The following is a 14,027-nucleotide window of genomic DNA, read 5'->3' on the forward strand; positions in this document are numbered from 1 at the left end:
ATCTTATCACAGATCGAACACCGGTGGAGGAAGAGCAATATGCCAGTCCTGTCGAATATCAAGTCTGCTCATGTTCCAGTGAAAATCTGGTCCCCGGAATCCGAAGTTGAGTCACAAGCCTTGAAGCAACTTCAGAATGTGGCATCATTGCCATTTGTATTCAAACACGTGGCTGCAATGCCTGATGTGCATCTGGGAATTGGAGCCACAGTCGGAAGTGTCATCGCCACCAAGGGCGCTGTGATTCCTGCAGCTGTCGGTGTGGATATTGGTTGCGGAATGATTGCCGCTCGTCTGAACGTGAATCCAGAGTCGGTGTTACACGATTTGGATCGACTGCGTGCCGGTATCGAAAGCGTGATTCCGCTGGGACATGAATAACATGCCAGAGTCCGTATCGCTATTGCGCCTGAAAGATCGCGCTGCACATCAGTTGGGAGCACATTCGCGGGGCCAAAAGCGAACTAGCAAGGCTGGCCGTCAAATTGCCTGATCCGGATCTGAGCTATTACATCGAAGGCAGCATTGAATACGAAAACTATATGCGCGATTTGGAGTGGGCACAAACTTATGCTCTGGAAAACCGCGAAGAGATGCTTCGCCGGGTGATGGAGGTGATTTCTCATCACGTCGGGAAAAAAGGGGCGCCGCTGCCTTATTCGTTGAAGGTCAATTCAGTATGGCGGATTTGCAAAAGCAAACTGCGGGCGTGGAGTGTCGTAAGGACGCCGGAGTGATTGATGAAATTCCCGGCGCTTACAAAGACATCGACCAGGTGATGAAGAATCAGTCAGATCTGGTCGAAGTCGTGGCGGTATTAAAACAGGTTCTGTGCGTGAAAGGCTAGTTGCGCTTCTTGCGGGATTGCTGGCGGTGAGTTTCCTGCCAGTTTTTTCTGTGGTGCACAGTTTGATGTTTTTCAATTTTTGTTTCAGGCAGTTGTTGCAGATGCGCCTTCAATTGAGAGTGCAGAGGCAGCAGACCTGCGCCGGACATCAGAAGATCGCGGTATTGTTTTCCGAAACCTTCTTCGACGTGATCAATCAAAAGTTTTTCGATTTCTGCACGCGCCACACCGGCATCTTCTTCCGCAATGTGTTCCAGTTCAGTCAGGATATCGATATCGGCCATCAGGGATGTCAGTTCACGCAGCCACATATAACGTTCAGCGGTCATCAGCACCTGGAACCATTCTGTTGGCGCAGCTTGATAGCCGACTTCACGGTCGAATTGTTCTTTCAGGGAATTCAAAACTTCTTTTTGCAGAGCCCACAGGGCCTGACGGACTTGTAAAGTGGCAGAGTGATGAGCTGATTTGGACATGGGGTAGGGCTCCTGGTTCGCTTTTAAAAGCCGATCCTAGCGTATTTTATCGCCATTGACATCTACTTTTAGCAGCTCTGCAGGAGCCCAATTGGGGTTCTTAAGAAACTAGCGGCAACGTCGCTATCTGCAACGTCACTATCTGCAGCGTCTCCATTGCAAGTGGTAGACCAGGCCGGAGCTGATGTCGGCGCTGTCCACTGTTGCCAGAGTCTGTTCACCACGGGCATTGGATTTAGCCATCATGGATGTGTTGACACGCAAGTTCACGTTAGCTCCGCACGGCGTCCAAACCATAGTGCTGGCAATCAGACCGTCAGAGATCGTATAGCTGTCGTTCACAGGACCCATGAAAGTACGGCTGATCTTAGGACCACGCGCACCGGCCCAGAAGTATTCAGCATCAAAGCGTGACATCCCGCCGCGAGGCACGAAGTTGAATCCACGGTAGTCGACCTGGATTACGGCCACGCTGTAGCCACTTGGCACCGTCACTGGAACAGAGATGTTACAGGATTTGCGATCCATGGACCGGCCGTTTCCGGCTTCTGCAACGTAGTTATCGAACAGGATGCTGAGTGCAGAAGCATCCGGGCTCACAGTGACACTGGCGCTTCCCGCAGGACAGCCGGTTCCACCGTAGGCTGGTTGACCCAGGCGAATTTCCTGAGCGTAGGCTTGCAGACTCATTGCAGAGATCATCCCCGCGATTGCGATCAATAGTTTACCTTTCATAAATCCCCCTTGTGATTATGATATTGTTAGTTCGTTAATTTGGTTTTGAATTTTTAATTACGGGAAACGCGGCGGTCTTCCAGGATTGTTCGGTCGGCCCGGTCCCGGATCACGTCCTGGTGGCTGATTGACGCCGCCATTGCTCGGTCGGCAGGTCTTCCAGGCCAGCTGGTATCTTTGTGACTGCACCTGACCATCGATGCTGTCCAGAGTGATCTGGGCGGTCAGCAGTGAAGACAGATTCAGATTGCGGGCCATCAGATAAGTTGTGATGTACAAAGACTGAATGGAGTTGGCGTTACATGCCGCCCACGGTGCGACGCGAGGGTCGACTTGATGGCGAATGTAGTAAGTGTCGTTGTAAGGTCCGCGGAATTCCTGCGCGCGGAAATTGTAAGTGCCGCCGTTTTCATAGCCCGGGCGTTCGTTGCGGGGCTTGCTGCCGTCAAAAGAATAAAGCGCCTGATGAGTCACCATGGTTCCGGCTTCAGCGTAAGCGAAGCCGCGATAGTCTGCAGAGGTCACCGCAAAAGTCCATCCCGCTGGGACCTGGAAGTTCACTTTCAGTTCGCAATTCAGGCGAACGATCGGGCGGTGCATGGTGGATTCAGCGATAAAATTATCCAGAAGCAGCGAGAACGTCTGCGCATCCGGAGAAATCGTGGCGTTGTAAGTGCCTGCCGGACATCCAGAGCCAACGGCCTGGATACTGTGAATACGGATGCCTGGTGGCGTTTGGGCCAAGGCTGCCGGTGCAGACATTAACAGAGACATTCCAAGTAATGATGTGATTCCCCGCCAGATCATAATGTTTCCCCCCAGAAACTGGTGACATCGGTCACCTGGGAATCCATATAGCAAGGGCCGGGCCAGCGCTTTCGGTGGCAGCGTGGCTCCACCCCTGTCATGACGCACTAGCGAGACTGGTGTCGTTCTTCGCTCAGCTTTTGAATATGATTTAGCAGGTCGGCTTTGCGCAGGGGTTTGATCAGATGCAAATTGCAACCAACTGAAAGACTGCGATCAATTTCATTTTTCAAGGCAAAGGCGGTGAGGGCCCAGATCGTGGCCGCAGGCAACTGGTGCTCCGATTCCCATTTGCGGATCTTCTGAGTGGCGGTGAATCCATCCATCACCGGCATCTGCATGTCCATCAATATAAGATCAAAGCGCTGCTTTTGCGCCAGCTCCAGAGCCTGGCGTCCATTGCAGGCTTCTGTGATGTGATGAGGTGTGTTTTTCAGATAGGCCTTGATCAGCAGACGGTTGTCATCGGTGTCATCAACAATAAGGATGGACAGCGGTTCCTGCGCCGCCGGAGAGGCGCTTGGTGCCGGGGTACTTTCGCCTGCCAGAGTTTGACTTTCCTCCTGCACGTCGCGCAACCACGGAAGATCGAGGCTGAAGGAAAAGCGGCTTCCGCGGTGCAGTTCACTTTCAATCGTGATATCACCCTTCATCATCTTCACCAGGCGTTTGGAGATGGAAAGCCCCAGACCGGTGCCGCCGAACTTGCGGGTGATGGTGGAGTCAGCCTGGGTGAATGGCTGGAACAGCTGCGGGATTTTGTCGCGTGGAATCCCGATGCCGGTGTCGCTGACGTGGAAGATCAGGTTGCCCTCCATGTCCGTATGGTTCTTCATCAGCTCGACGCGGATGGATCCGTCGGTGGTGAACTTTAAGGAGTTGCTGATCAGGTTGGAAAGCACCTGGCGGATGCGGGTCGGATCACCCATGAAGATGCTGTGGGTGTCCTCGCTGAGATACACGGTCAGATCCAGATTCTTTTCACGTGCTTTTAGTTCAAACATCTCGGTAATGTCAGTGACCAGACTGTGAAGGTCGACTTCGGTTTTTTCCAAAGTCACCAACCCGGCCTCAATTTTTGAAATATCCAGAATGTCATTGATGATGCTTAAAAGATTGTGACCGGCTTTCTTGGAAATCTCCACATAGTGTTTCTGATCGTCGTTCAGAGGGGATTCTTCCAGCAGGTCGGACATGCCGACGATCACGTTCAGCGGAGTGCGGATTTCGTGGCTCATGTTGGCCAGGAACTCGGACTTCGTTTCTGACGCTTTTTTCAGCTGCACGTTCAGATCAATCAAGTGCTGGGTTTTTTCGTCAACGATTTCCTCCACCGTGATGATCCGGTTGGCAATGGTCAGCAGCAGAGCGCAGATTAAAAACACAAAAATCAGCGACGTCAGCAGAAACACTGCTGCATTGAAGGCGGACCCCAGGCGCAGGGATGTGTCCTGTTGAACGCTGATTTCCCATTGCCGGTCGCCGATCTCCAGATGGGAGCTCCATTTGAAGTCCGGATGGAACTCGCTGGAAGAACCGCTCAGGGTGTCGACCAGCAGCTCGCGCGCGGAAATGCTGGTGACGTCTTCAATCAGCACCCGATAGCTGGGATCATTCAGAACCTCAGTCAGGTCCCGTAAAATACCATCCAGGCGCAGAACCTCCAGCAGAACACCTTCGGGGCGGCCGATGGCCATCAGCAGATAAATGCCGCGCGCAGGCTGATTGAATTCATTCAGCTCCAGCGGACTGGAGGTGATAATGCTTTTTTTCTCCAAAGCTTTTTTCAGCAGAGTCGTGCGTTCAGGATGGGTTCCGAAATCATAGCCCAGTATCCGGCTGTTCAGGGCGCTGGGTTCGATGAACTCAATGCGGAACTTTTCGGGTTCGGAGCGGTTGTAGGGAATCCAGGCCAGAGCCTGCACTTCGGGACGGCGAGAATGCAGGGTGGTGGCAAACTCCCGGAACTCCTGTCTGGTCACGGTGGTTGAGCTGTCAAAGAAGCTCTTCAGGGAAATCAGCATGTCGATGTTGCCGTTAAAGTCCTTTTCCAGGACATTGAACGTGAACTCGGCTTTGCGGGTGAATTCGGCAGCCTGCTTTTCCTGTTCGGAGTGGGTCAGATATTGAGAGGCGGAAAGAATCAGGGCAAAGGCCACACACACCGGCACCAGAACTTTGGTGACGGATTTAAGCCAGTACCGGCGCGACTGGGTCGAAAACATCAGGGCCAGCGGGGCGAAGATCAGTCCCCCAATGGCATCGCCAACGAACCAGTGAATCCAGTTCATCAGAATATTTTTCTGTGACAAAACGTCGTTTAAGTACAGCAGTCCCACACCCCAGCTGGCACTCAGCAAGGCCGCAACAGGCCCGGACAGGAACAAGAACAGAATCACCTCGCGCTCCAGATAGAAGCGTTTTGGGAAATGGAGAAAGCGTCGGATTAGCAGGGCGGCAACGACGACTGAAAAGGTGTTTCCCGCCGAGATTCCCAGCGGCATAAGCAGGTTTGAAATACTTTCCAGGTGGCGGGCATTGACCAAAAAAGCGCCAATAAGAACACCGGGCCAGCGGTTGATTCCAAAAAGCAACAGCGCTGCGATGCTGATTCCGAAAGGAGGCCAAACCAATGACGCATAACCCGGTGGCAAAGCCAGTAAAAGCCCCAGCCGTCCTGTCAGGTAATACAGGACAAAAATAAGAAAGGTTTGAACTGCCCAGGTTTTTAAAAGTCGTCGGAACATGAGCCCATTTTATCGATGTTCCAGAGGTGAAACAATCTATACCTATTTACCCTCTACCAAATGCCTTTTTGAACTGTTGTCAAAAGCATGCTATGAATAGGCCACGGTTAGGAGAATTCCATGTCAAACATCCCAGGGGAATGCATGAGCCCCGACAAAGAAACCCAGCAATACGTTTTCAATCACACCATGCTTAGAATCAAAGATCCTAAGGCTTCTTTGGATTTTTATACCCGCATTCTGGGGATGAAGCTGGTGCGCAAGCTGGATTTTGCAGAGTGGAAGTTTTCTTTGTTCTTTCTGGCGTATGTTCCGGAAGGCACCAATGTTCCCACTGACAATGAAGCCAATGCCCGCTATGCCTTTGGTCGGGAAGCGGTTCTTGAACTGACCCACAACTGGGGGACAGAAGAGCAAGAGACCACCCCATACCATAATGGCAATACCGAGCCTCGCGGTTTTGGTCATATCTGTATCTCAGTCCCGGATATTCAGAAGGCCTGTGCCCGTTTTGAATCCCTGGGTGTGAACTTCCAAAAACGTCTGGGCGAGGGTGGTATGAAAAACATCGCTTTTGTCAAAGATCCAGATCAATATTGGATTGAGGTGGTTCAACCAGGTCTTCTATAAAAAACATGCGCAATCGTTGGCAAACACTTAGAAAATGGATCGTGAAAGCAGTGCTGCTCTTTTTTGTGAGCAGTCTGGGATTCGTTTTGCTCTATCGCTTCGTTCCGGTTCCGTTGACGCCTTTGATGGTGATTCGTTCGGTCAGTTCGATGTGGGGAGAAGAGTTTGTCGGCATTCACAAGGACTGGGTGCCGTTGGAAGAGATCGCCCCCTCTGTGCAAAAGGCCGTGCTGAAGGCCGAGGACTATCGTTTCTTTGAGCATAACGGTTTTGACTTTGACGCCATTGAAAAGGCGATGAAGTACAACAAAACCCACAAGCGAAAAAAAGGTGCCAGCACCATCACCCAGCAGACGGCCAAGAACGTGTTTCTGTGGCCCCAGCGCGACTGGGTTCGTAAAGGTCTTGAAGCCTACTTTACCATTCTGATTGAATTCACCTGGCCCAAAGAGCGCATCATGGAAGTTTATCTGAATGTGATCGAGCTGGGCCCCGGGGTTTACGGGGTTGAAGCGGCTTCACAGAAGTACTTCAAGCGCAGTGCCCGGAATATCAATCCTTATCAGGCGTCTTTGATTGCAGCGGTGTTGCCCAATCCGCGACGCTTCCGTATTGATCGTCCCTCCAACTATGTTGTCGGCCGTCAGCGCCGCATTTTGAATCGTGTGGCTCCGGCCATTCCCAAAGCGGCCGATGCCTCCGTCCTGGACTTCCTGGATCTGAAGTTTGACAGCGAAGAAGACGAATCCGCCAACTAAAATCCAGCGTTGAAGGACAGATTGCCTTCATCAACGACATCCCCAAGACTTTCACTAAGTCATAAGGGGATTTATGCACCATCTTGTCCGTTTTTTGCTTTTGCTGCTGACACTGGGACTGGTTGCCTGCGGGGCGATCTCTTCCGGGGATGACAGTTCAAGGCAGAAAGACCCGGACACCAATCCGCAAAAGCCCGTGGACCCGCAGGAGCTGCATTACCCGAATGTGGATGCCGAAGTTTTCTCTGTCAGCTGCTATCGCTGTCATAGTCATCTGTTTGGAGTCACCCGTGGGGGTGTTGCTTTGGATTCCTATGCAGAAGCCAGCTTCAATGCCGCCAGAATTTATCAGGCCGCCATCGTCGAAAAGCGCATGCCCTTGGGGGGCATGCTGACCGTGCGTCAGTACGAACTGCTGAAAGCGTGGCTGGAGGCGGGGGCACCAGCCTTCGAAGTCAGGATTGCGCCGGAAGCCCTGGCAGATTAGAATTTCCCCATGAGTTCAACCAAGAAAAAAGCACAGATGGTGAAGGCAATCAATGAGCGGGGATGCCTGTTGGTGTATCCGCTGGAAAACCGCAAAGAGCCTGCCAGTCTGTGGTCCGAACTTTACCCGCGCACGAAAATGCGTTGGGAATGGGACCAGGATGGTGACAACCGCGTGGCGGAAATGTGGGTTCTGCGTGAAGAGCTTTCTCGCAGTGAAGAAGTCATTTATGCCAAGTGGTTCCGCAACCGCGCGACTTTTTTCTCGAAAGAAGTTTTTCTGAATATGCTGGCGTATCTGGGAAGCTCGCAGGGGCGCATTCATTTGCCGCGTTCCAGTCAGGAAGCGCTGGACAGTTTTTTACTGGATTCCCCGCAGTCAACCAAAGTGATCAAAGAAAACCTGGGCTGGCAGGGAAAGCTGATGGAAAGCCATTACAACCGGGCGATGAAGCCTTTGTGGAACTATCTGTTTGTGGTGGGCTATGGAGAAGTGCAGGATTCCAGCTTCCCGTCATTGAATATGGCAGCGGCCCAAAATCTGTTTGAAGACCTGTGGCTGCAATCCGAAAGCATCAGTCCAGACAAGGCGGAAGCATTTTTGGAAAACAAGCTGGGCTCTGACAATCCATTTTTCAAGTACGCGCAGAAGATGGCGAAAAGCAGCTCTCAGATTTAGTTTCCTGCCTGTTGCCAGCGCTGTATTTCTTCAGAACTCGCAGCGCTCTTTTGCCTCCATTTTAAATTCGGTAAAAAGTGATGTCTATGCAAAGACATCACTTCATTGTTCTTTTGATTTCGGTTCTTTTCATTCACACCTCAAACGCGCTGGCGGCACCGCAAGTCAGGTTTCAAACCGAGTGTCAGCAAGGGCAGGACCGCATAGGTCTGTCCTTTGTCGGCGACATTCTGGTGCATGAAGCCTTGTACCGCGCGGTCGTCAACGGCACTCAGCACTTTAATCAAATCTGGCGGCGCACCGACCCCTTGATGACGAAAGCCCATTTTTCAGTGGGGAATCTGGAAGGCCCAGCGGCCTTGGGAGTCGACAAGCGGGGCAAGGATCATGGGGATGTCGGCTTTATCTATGACGAGGTCGTGTATTCGGGTTCGAATTTTTCCTTCAACTATCATCCGCGCATTTTGTCGGATCTGTATCGCTCGGGCTATGACCTTTTGACGGTGGCCAACAATCATTCGCTGGATCGCAGCTGGCTGGGAATTGATAAAACCATCCGGGCCGCACGCAATGTCGGAATTCCCACGGTGGGAATTCGCATGTCATCAGAGCGCAGCGGGGCTTTTCACCAGATTGTTTCCATCGAGGGTTTTCGGGTGGCCTTTTTGGGATGTACAGAAATGAGCAACGGCCACAACGACAGCAAGGATCAGGTGCTGTTCTGCTACAAGAATCCGGACAAGATGGTGGATCTGATTAAAAGCATCACCTCGGATTCCAGTGTCGATGCGCTGATTTTGCTTCCGCACTGGGGGCAGGAATACAAGCATTCCCCGGATTCGCGACAGAAAGCCTTTGCGCGTCGTTATCTTGAGGCGGGGGTCACTGCGATCATTGGATCTCATCCGCATGTGCTGCAGCCGTGGGAAAAATATGTCACGAAAGACGGGCGTGAAACTTTGGTGGCGTATTCTTTGGGGAACTTTGTCGCGGGCCAGGCGGGATTGGCCCGAAAAACCGGACTGGTGGTTTACCTGGGGCTGGCGCGAACGGCCGGGCGGGTGAAAATCTTTGGGGCCTCATACACTCCGACTTATCGAGAGGGCACCGAGATTTATCCGGTCACCAAGAATCAGGAAGTCTTCGAACATGTTGCAGGCATGTATGGCAAAGAGCGGCGCTTGGATGCCGCCGGGGACCTGATGACTCATCTGTGCACGAAAAATGAATGATTTGCTTTGGCCTTCGGGGTTACACTGAACCCATGAGCGACAAAGACAAATTTCCGGTGACTCTGGCTGTTCGTGAACTGCAAAAACATCAGGTGCAGTACACAGGACATCTTTTTCCTTATGAAGAAAAAGGCGGAACGGCTCATTCCTCAAAAGAGCTTGGTGTGCCCGAGCATCACGTGATCAAGACCCTGATCATGGAAAATGAAAAAAAGGAACCTCTGGTGGTTCTGATGCACGGGGATCTGCAGGTATCCACGAAACAACTGGCTCGCGAGCTGGGTGTGAAAACAATTTCACCTTGCAAACCGGAAGTGGCGGACCGTCATTCGGGTTATCAGGTTGGCGGCACGTCGCCATTTGGCACCAAGCGCGAAATGCCGGTGTATATGGAAAAAACCATCCTGGATCTGGATCTTATATTCATCAACGGAGGCAAGCGTGGATTCCTGGTTTCAATGAAGCCGCAGGATGTCCAAAGGCTTTTGCAGCCCACGTTAGTGCAGGTCGGTGTTAAAGCTTCTTGATTACAAGGGGCTTTTAATCTGTAGTTTTTTGTTTGTTTACATCTTCAAGATTCTCAAGATTGTCTTTGATGGACAATTTTTTGAACCCACATAGTCTGAAGCCAGCGCTTGTTCGGAGGTTTCATGTCGTATGATGGCGGTGTCAGAAAGCTTGTGGAAGTGATACAGAACCTGTCTGCGGCCCGGTCTTTGGATGAAATCACAAAACTGGTGCGGACTGCGGCGCGGGTGATTGCCGATGCGGACGGGGCCACCTTTGTATTGAAAGACGGTGATTTCTGTTTTTATGCCGATGAGGACGCGATCAGTCCTTTATGGAAGGGCCAGCGCTTTCCGCTGGAAACCTGCGTTTCCGGCTGGGCCATGCTGCATAAGGAAACCGTGATCATCGAAGATATTTATCGCGACGAGCGTGTGCCGTGGGATGCATATCGGCCGACCTTTGTGAAGAGCATGATGATGACCCCGATACGGCGGGAAGACCCCATCGGGGCCATTGGCACCTACTGGAAGGATCAAAGACTTCCCACCGATGAACAACGTGAATTGTTGCGAGCCCTTGCAGACTCTGTTTCCGTCAGTATCGAGAACCTGAACAACTATAATGATCTGCAAAAACGCATCGAAGAGCTGAAAGAGGCCAATCGTTCCAAGGATGAATTCCTGATGACGGTGTCCCATGAGTTGCGCACGCCTTTAAATTCAATTATGGGTTGGGCCGAAATTCTGCTGGAGGCAAAGCCCGAAGACCATGATGCACGTCTGGGCCTTGAAACCATCGAACGCAATGCGCGCAATCAAACGCGTATTATCGAGGACCTGCTGGACTCATCACGCATTCTGCTGGGACGTTTTCACATGGAAAAACATCCGGTCGATCTGGTCGAAGTGGTAAATCAGGCCGTCGACGCCGTTCGGCTGATGGCCGAAAAAAAGGACATCCATATTGAGATCGTCAAAGGTGTTGCGACCGCCATGATTCAAGGGGATATCGAACGTTTAAAACAAATCGTCAATAATCTGCTGATCAACGCCATTAAGTTTTCACACGCCAAAAGCCGTATTGAAGTGGCTGTGACTCGTCAGGGGCCCAGCTTCTCGGTGTCGGTGAAAGACGAAGGGGTGGGGATGGATCCGGAGTTTGTTCCGCAGGCCTTTGAACGATTCCGTCAGGCGGATGGATCGACTACTCGAAAATTTGGCGGCTTGGGACTGGGGCTTTCGATTTCCCGGCATCTGGTGGAAGCGCACCAAGGCACCATCGTCGCGCGCAGCGAAGGCATAGGCAAAGGCTCGGAATTCTCATTTTCAATTCCCGCTTGGAACAAGCAGGGCGAGATTATCAATGAACCGTCCCCAACTGCGCCATCGCGCAATTCCAGGCCTTTGCTGGGGACTCACATTCTGGTTGTGGATGATGATAAAGACTCACTTCAGGTGATGGAGACGGTTTTAAAAATCAACGGTGCGGATGTTGTGGCAGCAGATTCTGTCGAGGAAGCACTGCAGTCTCAAGGCGTGTTTGATCTGATCGTGTGTGATCTGAGTATGCCCGGTGAAGATGGTTTTTCATTCGCGCACCGGATTCGTGCGGGGGAAACTCACTTTTCGCGGCAGGTGCCAATGATGGCCCTGACAGCGTTTGTGGATAAAGGCAGCGAAACCAAGGCCTTGGGCGAAGGCTTTGACTCCTTCATGGGAAAACCTTTTGCCGTCCCTCAGTTGATTCGCAGTCTGGTGGAACTTAACAGTACGAACTATACGCATTAGCACAGTGATTGTGGGGGACCCGCTCTTGGAGTAAGATCAGGGGAATCATAGAAATCGAGTTTTTTATGGCCCCTGCTGTTTCAGCGAAATCAGACGAACGATCTCAAAACCTTTTATTGTGGCTGGTCGCCATCGGTTTCTTCATGGAGACCCTGGATTCCACCATCGTCAACACCGCACTGCCGGGGATGGCGAAGAGTCTGGGAGAAAGCCCCCTTTACATGCAATCCGTGGTGATTGCTTACTCCCTGACAATTGCTTTGCTGATTCCTTCCTCGGGTTGGATCACGGATCGCTTTGGAACCAAGAAAGTTTATCTGGGTGCGATTCTGGTTTTCACTCTGGGATCTTTGTGTTGTGCGTTTTCTCAATCCCTGCCGCAGCTGGTGCTTTCACGTGTGCTGCAGGGAGCGGGTGGGGCCTTGCTGCTGCCCGTGGGGCGTCTGGCCGTACTTCGTGCTTTTCCGGCAGACAAGTTTTTGCAAGCCATCAGCTTCGTCACCATTCCCGGTCTGATTGGTCCTTTGATCGGTCCCACACTTGGTGGATGGCTGGTTGAATATGCTTCCTGGCACTGGATATTTCTAATCAATATTCCCGTCGGCCTTGTGGGCTGTTGGGCAACCTACAAATTAATGCCGGACATTCGCGGCGCCAAGGCATCGCGCTTTGATATCTCCGGCTATGTGCTTTTGGCTTTCAGTATGGTTTCCATTTCATTCGGGATGGAGGGCTTGGCCGAACTGGGGCTTCGCCCCGGATTGGTGATGATTCTGCTGGTGTTCGGTCTGGCAAGTCTTGCGGCGTACTGGCTGCATGCCGGGCGCACAGAGTCTCCGCTGTTTTCTTTGAATCTTTTTAAAATCGGAACTTACAACATCGGCCTGCTGGGGAACTTGTTTGCCCGTATCGGCAGTGGGGCGATGCCGTTTTTGCTGCCGTTGCTTTTGCAGGTGGGCTTGGGCTATTCGCCGTCTTATGCCGGGATGATGATGATTCCGATGGCGGTGGCAGGCATTTTGGCAAAACGATTTGCCACGCCTTTAATTACCCGCGCCGGTTATCGCAACATGCTGGTTGGTAACACCTTGTTGGTGGGTTTGACTATGGCAAGCTTTGCGCTGATGTCGGAATCCCAGCCCATGTGGCTGCGTCTGGTGCAGCTGTTCTTTTTTGGTTGGGTGAATTCACTGCAGTTCACGGCGATGAACACGCTGACGCTGAAAGATCTGGGCAGTGAGTACGCCAGCAGCGGGAACAGTCTTTATTCGATGATGCAGATGCTGGCGATGAGTCTGGCGGTCGCAGCGGCCGGCGCGATGCTGACCGGATTCTCGGATCAGTTCGGCACGGCTGATCACGCGGCGTTGCGCACGTTCCAGTGGACCTTCATTTGTATGGGGGTGATCACGTTCAGTTCGGCGGCGATCTTCTGGCAGGTGCCGGAAGGGGAGCGCAAGAAAGAGCCGATCCCGCAAAGCGAACCGTCACTGCATTAATAGCCTTCGTCGATCATCATCATACGCTCTTCGTTGCGCATAAGCTCAAACCACAGGTTGTCTTCGCCATCGACATCTTTGCTGCGCACTTTGTATTCTTTCAAAGTGCCCTGCACGGACTTGTTGAAATCATTGTCTTTGAAATTCACCCGAATGGTTCCGGCGTCATTGTATGTCGCGGCCGGTGTGAACTTCAGGTTCACTTTCATTTTCGGATTGTGACGGGTCATGGTGGCCTGCCATTCAGAAACCGGGACGGCTTTTTTCTCCAAAGACGGGTCCATCACATATGGAACCAGTTCCGATCCTTTTTTTACCAGCACCACCGGGGCCACATGGTACTTCCAGTCAACGGTCATGCCATTTTTGGTGGGATTCGGGCGGCGCAGGCGTGGGGATTCATCTTCGTTCACTGAAGCAAAGACCTTCAGCGGTGTGATACCCTTCAGCAGCATCAGGCGCGACATTTCATGGGCACGCTCTTCACAGCCGGCGATGGAAAATTCAAAAGGGATGTCCCCTTGGGATTTAAGTTCGCTGAATAATTTTTGCGCATCGGCCTCGCTCATCACGGTGGCCTTGTCGCCCTGAAGGGTTGCGCTGGCCACTTTGACTTCAGTGGGCTTTTCGCTTTTGCATGGCACGCTTTCGCGGTTGTTCAGATAGCGCAAGGTGGTGTCCAGGTTTGTCGCAAAAGACGACAGATCATCGGCGGCAAAGCCCGCCTGACAGAACAGCAAAAGAAGTGGCAAAATGATCTTACCCATGGGAGTCTTTTCGGCAGGACACCCTTCAGGCATAAGTCAGTTCACTGGATGATGGTCGGGGTTTTCA

The 14,027-nt window shown here is 52.1% G+C and carries 16 protein-coding genes; 11 read left to right on the forward strand and 5 right to left on the reverse strand.

All coding sequences use genetic code 11. The annotated features are described in order from the left end of the window. Positions 1-39 precede the first annotated feature (39 nt). The 3 genes from ACNQKP_RS13515 (at position 40) to ACNQKP_RS13525 (ending at position 847) form a co-directional block, all read left to right on the forward strand. On the forward strand, positions 40-381 hold the full coding sequence (locus ACNQKP_RS13515) for an RtcB family protein (RefSeq protein ID WP_417865167.1): 342 nt from the start codon (positions 40-42) through the stop codon (positions 379-381). Positions 382-473: 92 nt separating this feature from the next. Next, complete coding sequence (locus ACNQKP_RS13520) at positions 474-737, forward strand: RtcB family protein (protein ID WP_417865416.1); 264 nt, start codon at positions 474-476, stop codon at positions 735-737. Beyond that, positions 680-847, forward strand: coding sequence for an RtcB family protein (locus tag ACNQKP_RS13525; protein ID WP_417865168.1), 168 nt, complete (start codon positions 680-682; stop codon positions 845-847). The genes ACNQKP_RS13520 and ACNQKP_RS13525 overlap by 58 nt, the downstream gene beginning before the upstream one ends. On the opposite strand, the gene ACNQKP_RS13530 is transcribed toward ACNQKP_RS13525, so the two are convergent. The 4 genes from ACNQKP_RS13530 to ACNQKP_RS13545 all read right to left on the reverse strand — a co-directional run bounded on the left by ACNQKP_RS13530 (position 844) and on the right by ACNQKP_RS13545 (position 5,612). Then, positions 844-1,323: a hypothetical protein gene (locus ACNQKP_RS13530; RefSeq protein ID WP_417865169.1), complete on the reverse strand. Its 480-nt coding sequence runs from the start codon at positions 1,321-1,323 to the stop codon at positions 844-846. The two genes, ACNQKP_RS13525 and ACNQKP_RS13530, sit on opposite strands and share 4 nt — an antisense overlap. A 138-nt stretch (positions 1,324-1,461) precedes the next feature. After that, complete coding sequence (locus tag ACNQKP_RS13535; RefSeq protein WP_417865170.1) at positions 1,462-2,058, reverse strand: DUF4360 domain-containing protein; 597 nt, start codon at positions 2,056-2,058, stop codon at positions 1,462-1,464. Between the two features lie 57 nt (positions 2,059-2,115). After that, positions 2,116-2,832, reverse strand: coding sequence for a DUF4360 domain-containing protein (locus ACNQKP_RS13540; RefSeq protein WP_417865171.1), 717 nt, complete (start codon positions 2,830-2,832; stop codon positions 2,116-2,118). Between the two features lie 140 nt (positions 2,833-2,972). After that, positions 2,973-5,612, reverse strand: coding sequence for an ATP-binding protein (locus tag ACNQKP_RS13545; protein ID WP_417865173.1), 2,640 nt, complete (start codon positions 5,610-5,612; stop codon positions 2,973-2,975). Between the two features lie 120 nt (positions 5,613-5,732). On the opposite strand from ACNQKP_RS13545, the gene gloA reads away from it, so the two are divergent. From gloA to mdtD, 8 genes are all read left to right on the forward strand, one after another. After that, positions 5,733-6,242, forward strand: coding sequence for a lactoylglutathione lyase (gloA, locus tag ACNQKP_RS13550; protein ID WP_417865174.1), 510 nt, complete (start codon positions 5,733-5,735; stop codon positions 6,240-6,242). A 5-nt stretch (positions 6,243-6,247) separates the two neighbouring features. Then, entirely contained in the window at positions 6,248-7,000 is a 753-nt protein-coding gene (mtgA, locus tag ACNQKP_RS13555) for a monofunctional biosynthetic peptidoglycan transglycosylase (protein WP_417865175.1), read from the forward strand. A gap of 73 nt (positions 7,001-7,073) precedes the next feature. Then, complete coding sequence (locus tag ACNQKP_RS13560) at positions 7,074-7,487, forward strand: hypothetical protein (RefSeq protein WP_417865176.1); 414 nt, start codon at positions 7,074-7,076, stop codon at positions 7,485-7,487. 9 nt (positions 7,488-7,496) lie between these two features. Continuing rightward, a complete protein-coding gene (locus tag ACNQKP_RS13565) occupies positions 7,497-8,165 on the forward strand; it encodes a hypothetical protein (protein ID WP_417865177.1) in 669 nt (222 codons plus the stop codon). 86 nt (positions 8,166-8,251) lie between these two features. Next, positions 8,252-9,397 carry a CapA family protein gene (locus ACNQKP_RS13570; protein WP_417865178.1) on the forward strand — a complete coding sequence of 382 codons (1,146 nt, stop codon included), beginning with the start codon at positions 8,252-8,254 and terminating at the stop codon, positions 9,395-9,397. Positions 9,398-9,429: 32 nt separating this feature from the next. Next, positions 9,430-9,924: a Cys-tRNA(Pro) deacylase gene (ybaK, locus tag ACNQKP_RS13575; protein ID WP_417865179.1), complete on the forward strand. Its 495-nt coding sequence runs from the start codon at positions 9,430-9,432 to the stop codon at positions 9,922-9,924. A 123-nt stretch (positions 9,925-10,047) separates the two neighbouring features. Continuing rightward, the gene (locus ACNQKP_RS13580; protein WP_417865180.1) at positions 10,048-11,694 is read left to right on the forward strand and encodes an ATP-binding protein; all 1,647 of its coding nucleotides are present in this window, start codon (positions 10,048-10,050) and stop codon (positions 11,692-11,694) included. A gap of 65 nt (positions 11,695-11,759) precedes the next feature. Further along, complete coding sequence (gene mdtD, locus ACNQKP_RS13585) at positions 11,760-13,193, forward strand: multidrug transporter subunit MdtD (RefSeq protein ID WP_417865181.1); 1,434 nt, start codon at positions 11,760-11,762, stop codon at positions 13,191-13,193. Here the strand turns inward: mdtD and ACNQKP_RS13590 are convergent. Continuing rightward, a complete protein-coding gene (locus ACNQKP_RS13590) occupies positions 13,190-13,960 on the reverse strand; it encodes a protein-glutamine glutaminase family protein (protein ID WP_417865182.1) in 771 nt (256 codons plus the stop codon). The two genes, mdtD and ACNQKP_RS13590, sit on opposite strands and share 4 nt — an antisense overlap. Between the last annotated feature and the right edge of the window lie 67 nt (positions 13,961-14,027).

Source organism: Bdellovibrio bacteriovorus, from assembly GCF_048286975.1.
Taxonomy (GTDB): Bacteria; Bdellovibrionota; Bdellovibrionia; order Bdellovibrionales; family Bdellovibrionaceae; genus Bdellovibrio; species Bdellovibrio bacteriovorus_H.

Bases quoted from the DNA above. Each gene is read 5' to 3' on its own strand.
- ybaK (WP_417865179.1), top strand. From the start codon at position 9,430: ATGAGCGACAAAGACAAATTTCCGGTGACTCTGGCTGTTCGTGAACTG.
- ACNQKP_RS13540 (WP_417865171.1), bottom strand. From the start codon at position 2,832: ATGTCTCTGTTAATGTCTGCACCGGCAGCCTTGGCCCAAACGCCACCA.
- gloA (WP_417865174.1), top strand. From the start codon at position 5,733: ATGTCAAACATCCCAGGGGAATGCATGAGCCCCGACAAAGAAACCCAG.
- ACNQKP_RS13580 (WP_417865180.1), top strand. From the start codon at position 10,048: ATGTCGTATGATGGCGGTGTCAGAAAGCTTGTGGAAGTGATACAGAAC.
- ACNQKP_RS13570 (WP_417865178.1), top strand. From the start codon at position 8,252: ATGCAAAGACATCACTTCATTGTTCTTTTGATTTCGGTTCTTTTCATT.
- mtgA (WP_417865175.1), top strand. From the start codon at position 6,248: ATGCGCAATCGTTGGCAAACACTTAGAAAATGGATCGTGAAAGCAGTG.
- ACNQKP_RS13515 (WP_417865167.1), top strand. From the start codon at position 40: ATGCCAGTCCTGTCGAATATCAAGTCTGCTCATGTTCCAGTGAAAATC.
- ACNQKP_RS13530 (WP_417865169.1), bottom strand. From the start codon at position 1,323: ATGTCCAAATCAGCTCATCACTCTGCCACTTTACAAGTCCGTCAGGCC.
- ACNQKP_RS13565 (WP_417865177.1), top strand. From the start codon at position 7,497: ATGAGTTCAACCAAGAAAAAAGCACAGATGGTGAAGGCAATCAATGAG.
- ACNQKP_RS13525 (WP_417865168.1), top strand. From the start codon at position 680: ATGGCGGATTTGCAAAAGCAAACTGCGGGCGTGGAGTGTCGTAAGGAC.
- ACNQKP_RS13590 (WP_417865182.1), bottom strand. From the start codon at position 13,960: ATGGGTAAGATCATTTTGCCACTTCTTTTGCTGTTCTGTCAGGCGGGC.
- mdtD (WP_417865181.1), top strand. From the start codon at position 11,760: ATGGCCCCTGCTGTTTCAGCGAAATCAGACGAACGATCTCAAAACCTT.
- ACNQKP_RS13545 (WP_417865173.1), bottom strand. From the start codon at position 5,612: ATGTTCCGACGACTTTTAAAAACCTGGGCAGTTCAAACCTTTCTTATT.
- ACNQKP_RS13535 (WP_417865170.1), bottom strand. From the start codon at position 2,058: ATGAAAGGTAAACTATTGATCGCAATCGCGGGGATGATCTCTGCAATG.
- ACNQKP_RS13560 (WP_417865176.1), top strand. From the start codon at position 7,074: ATGCACCATCTTGTCCGTTTTTTGCTTTTGCTGCTGACACTGGGACTG.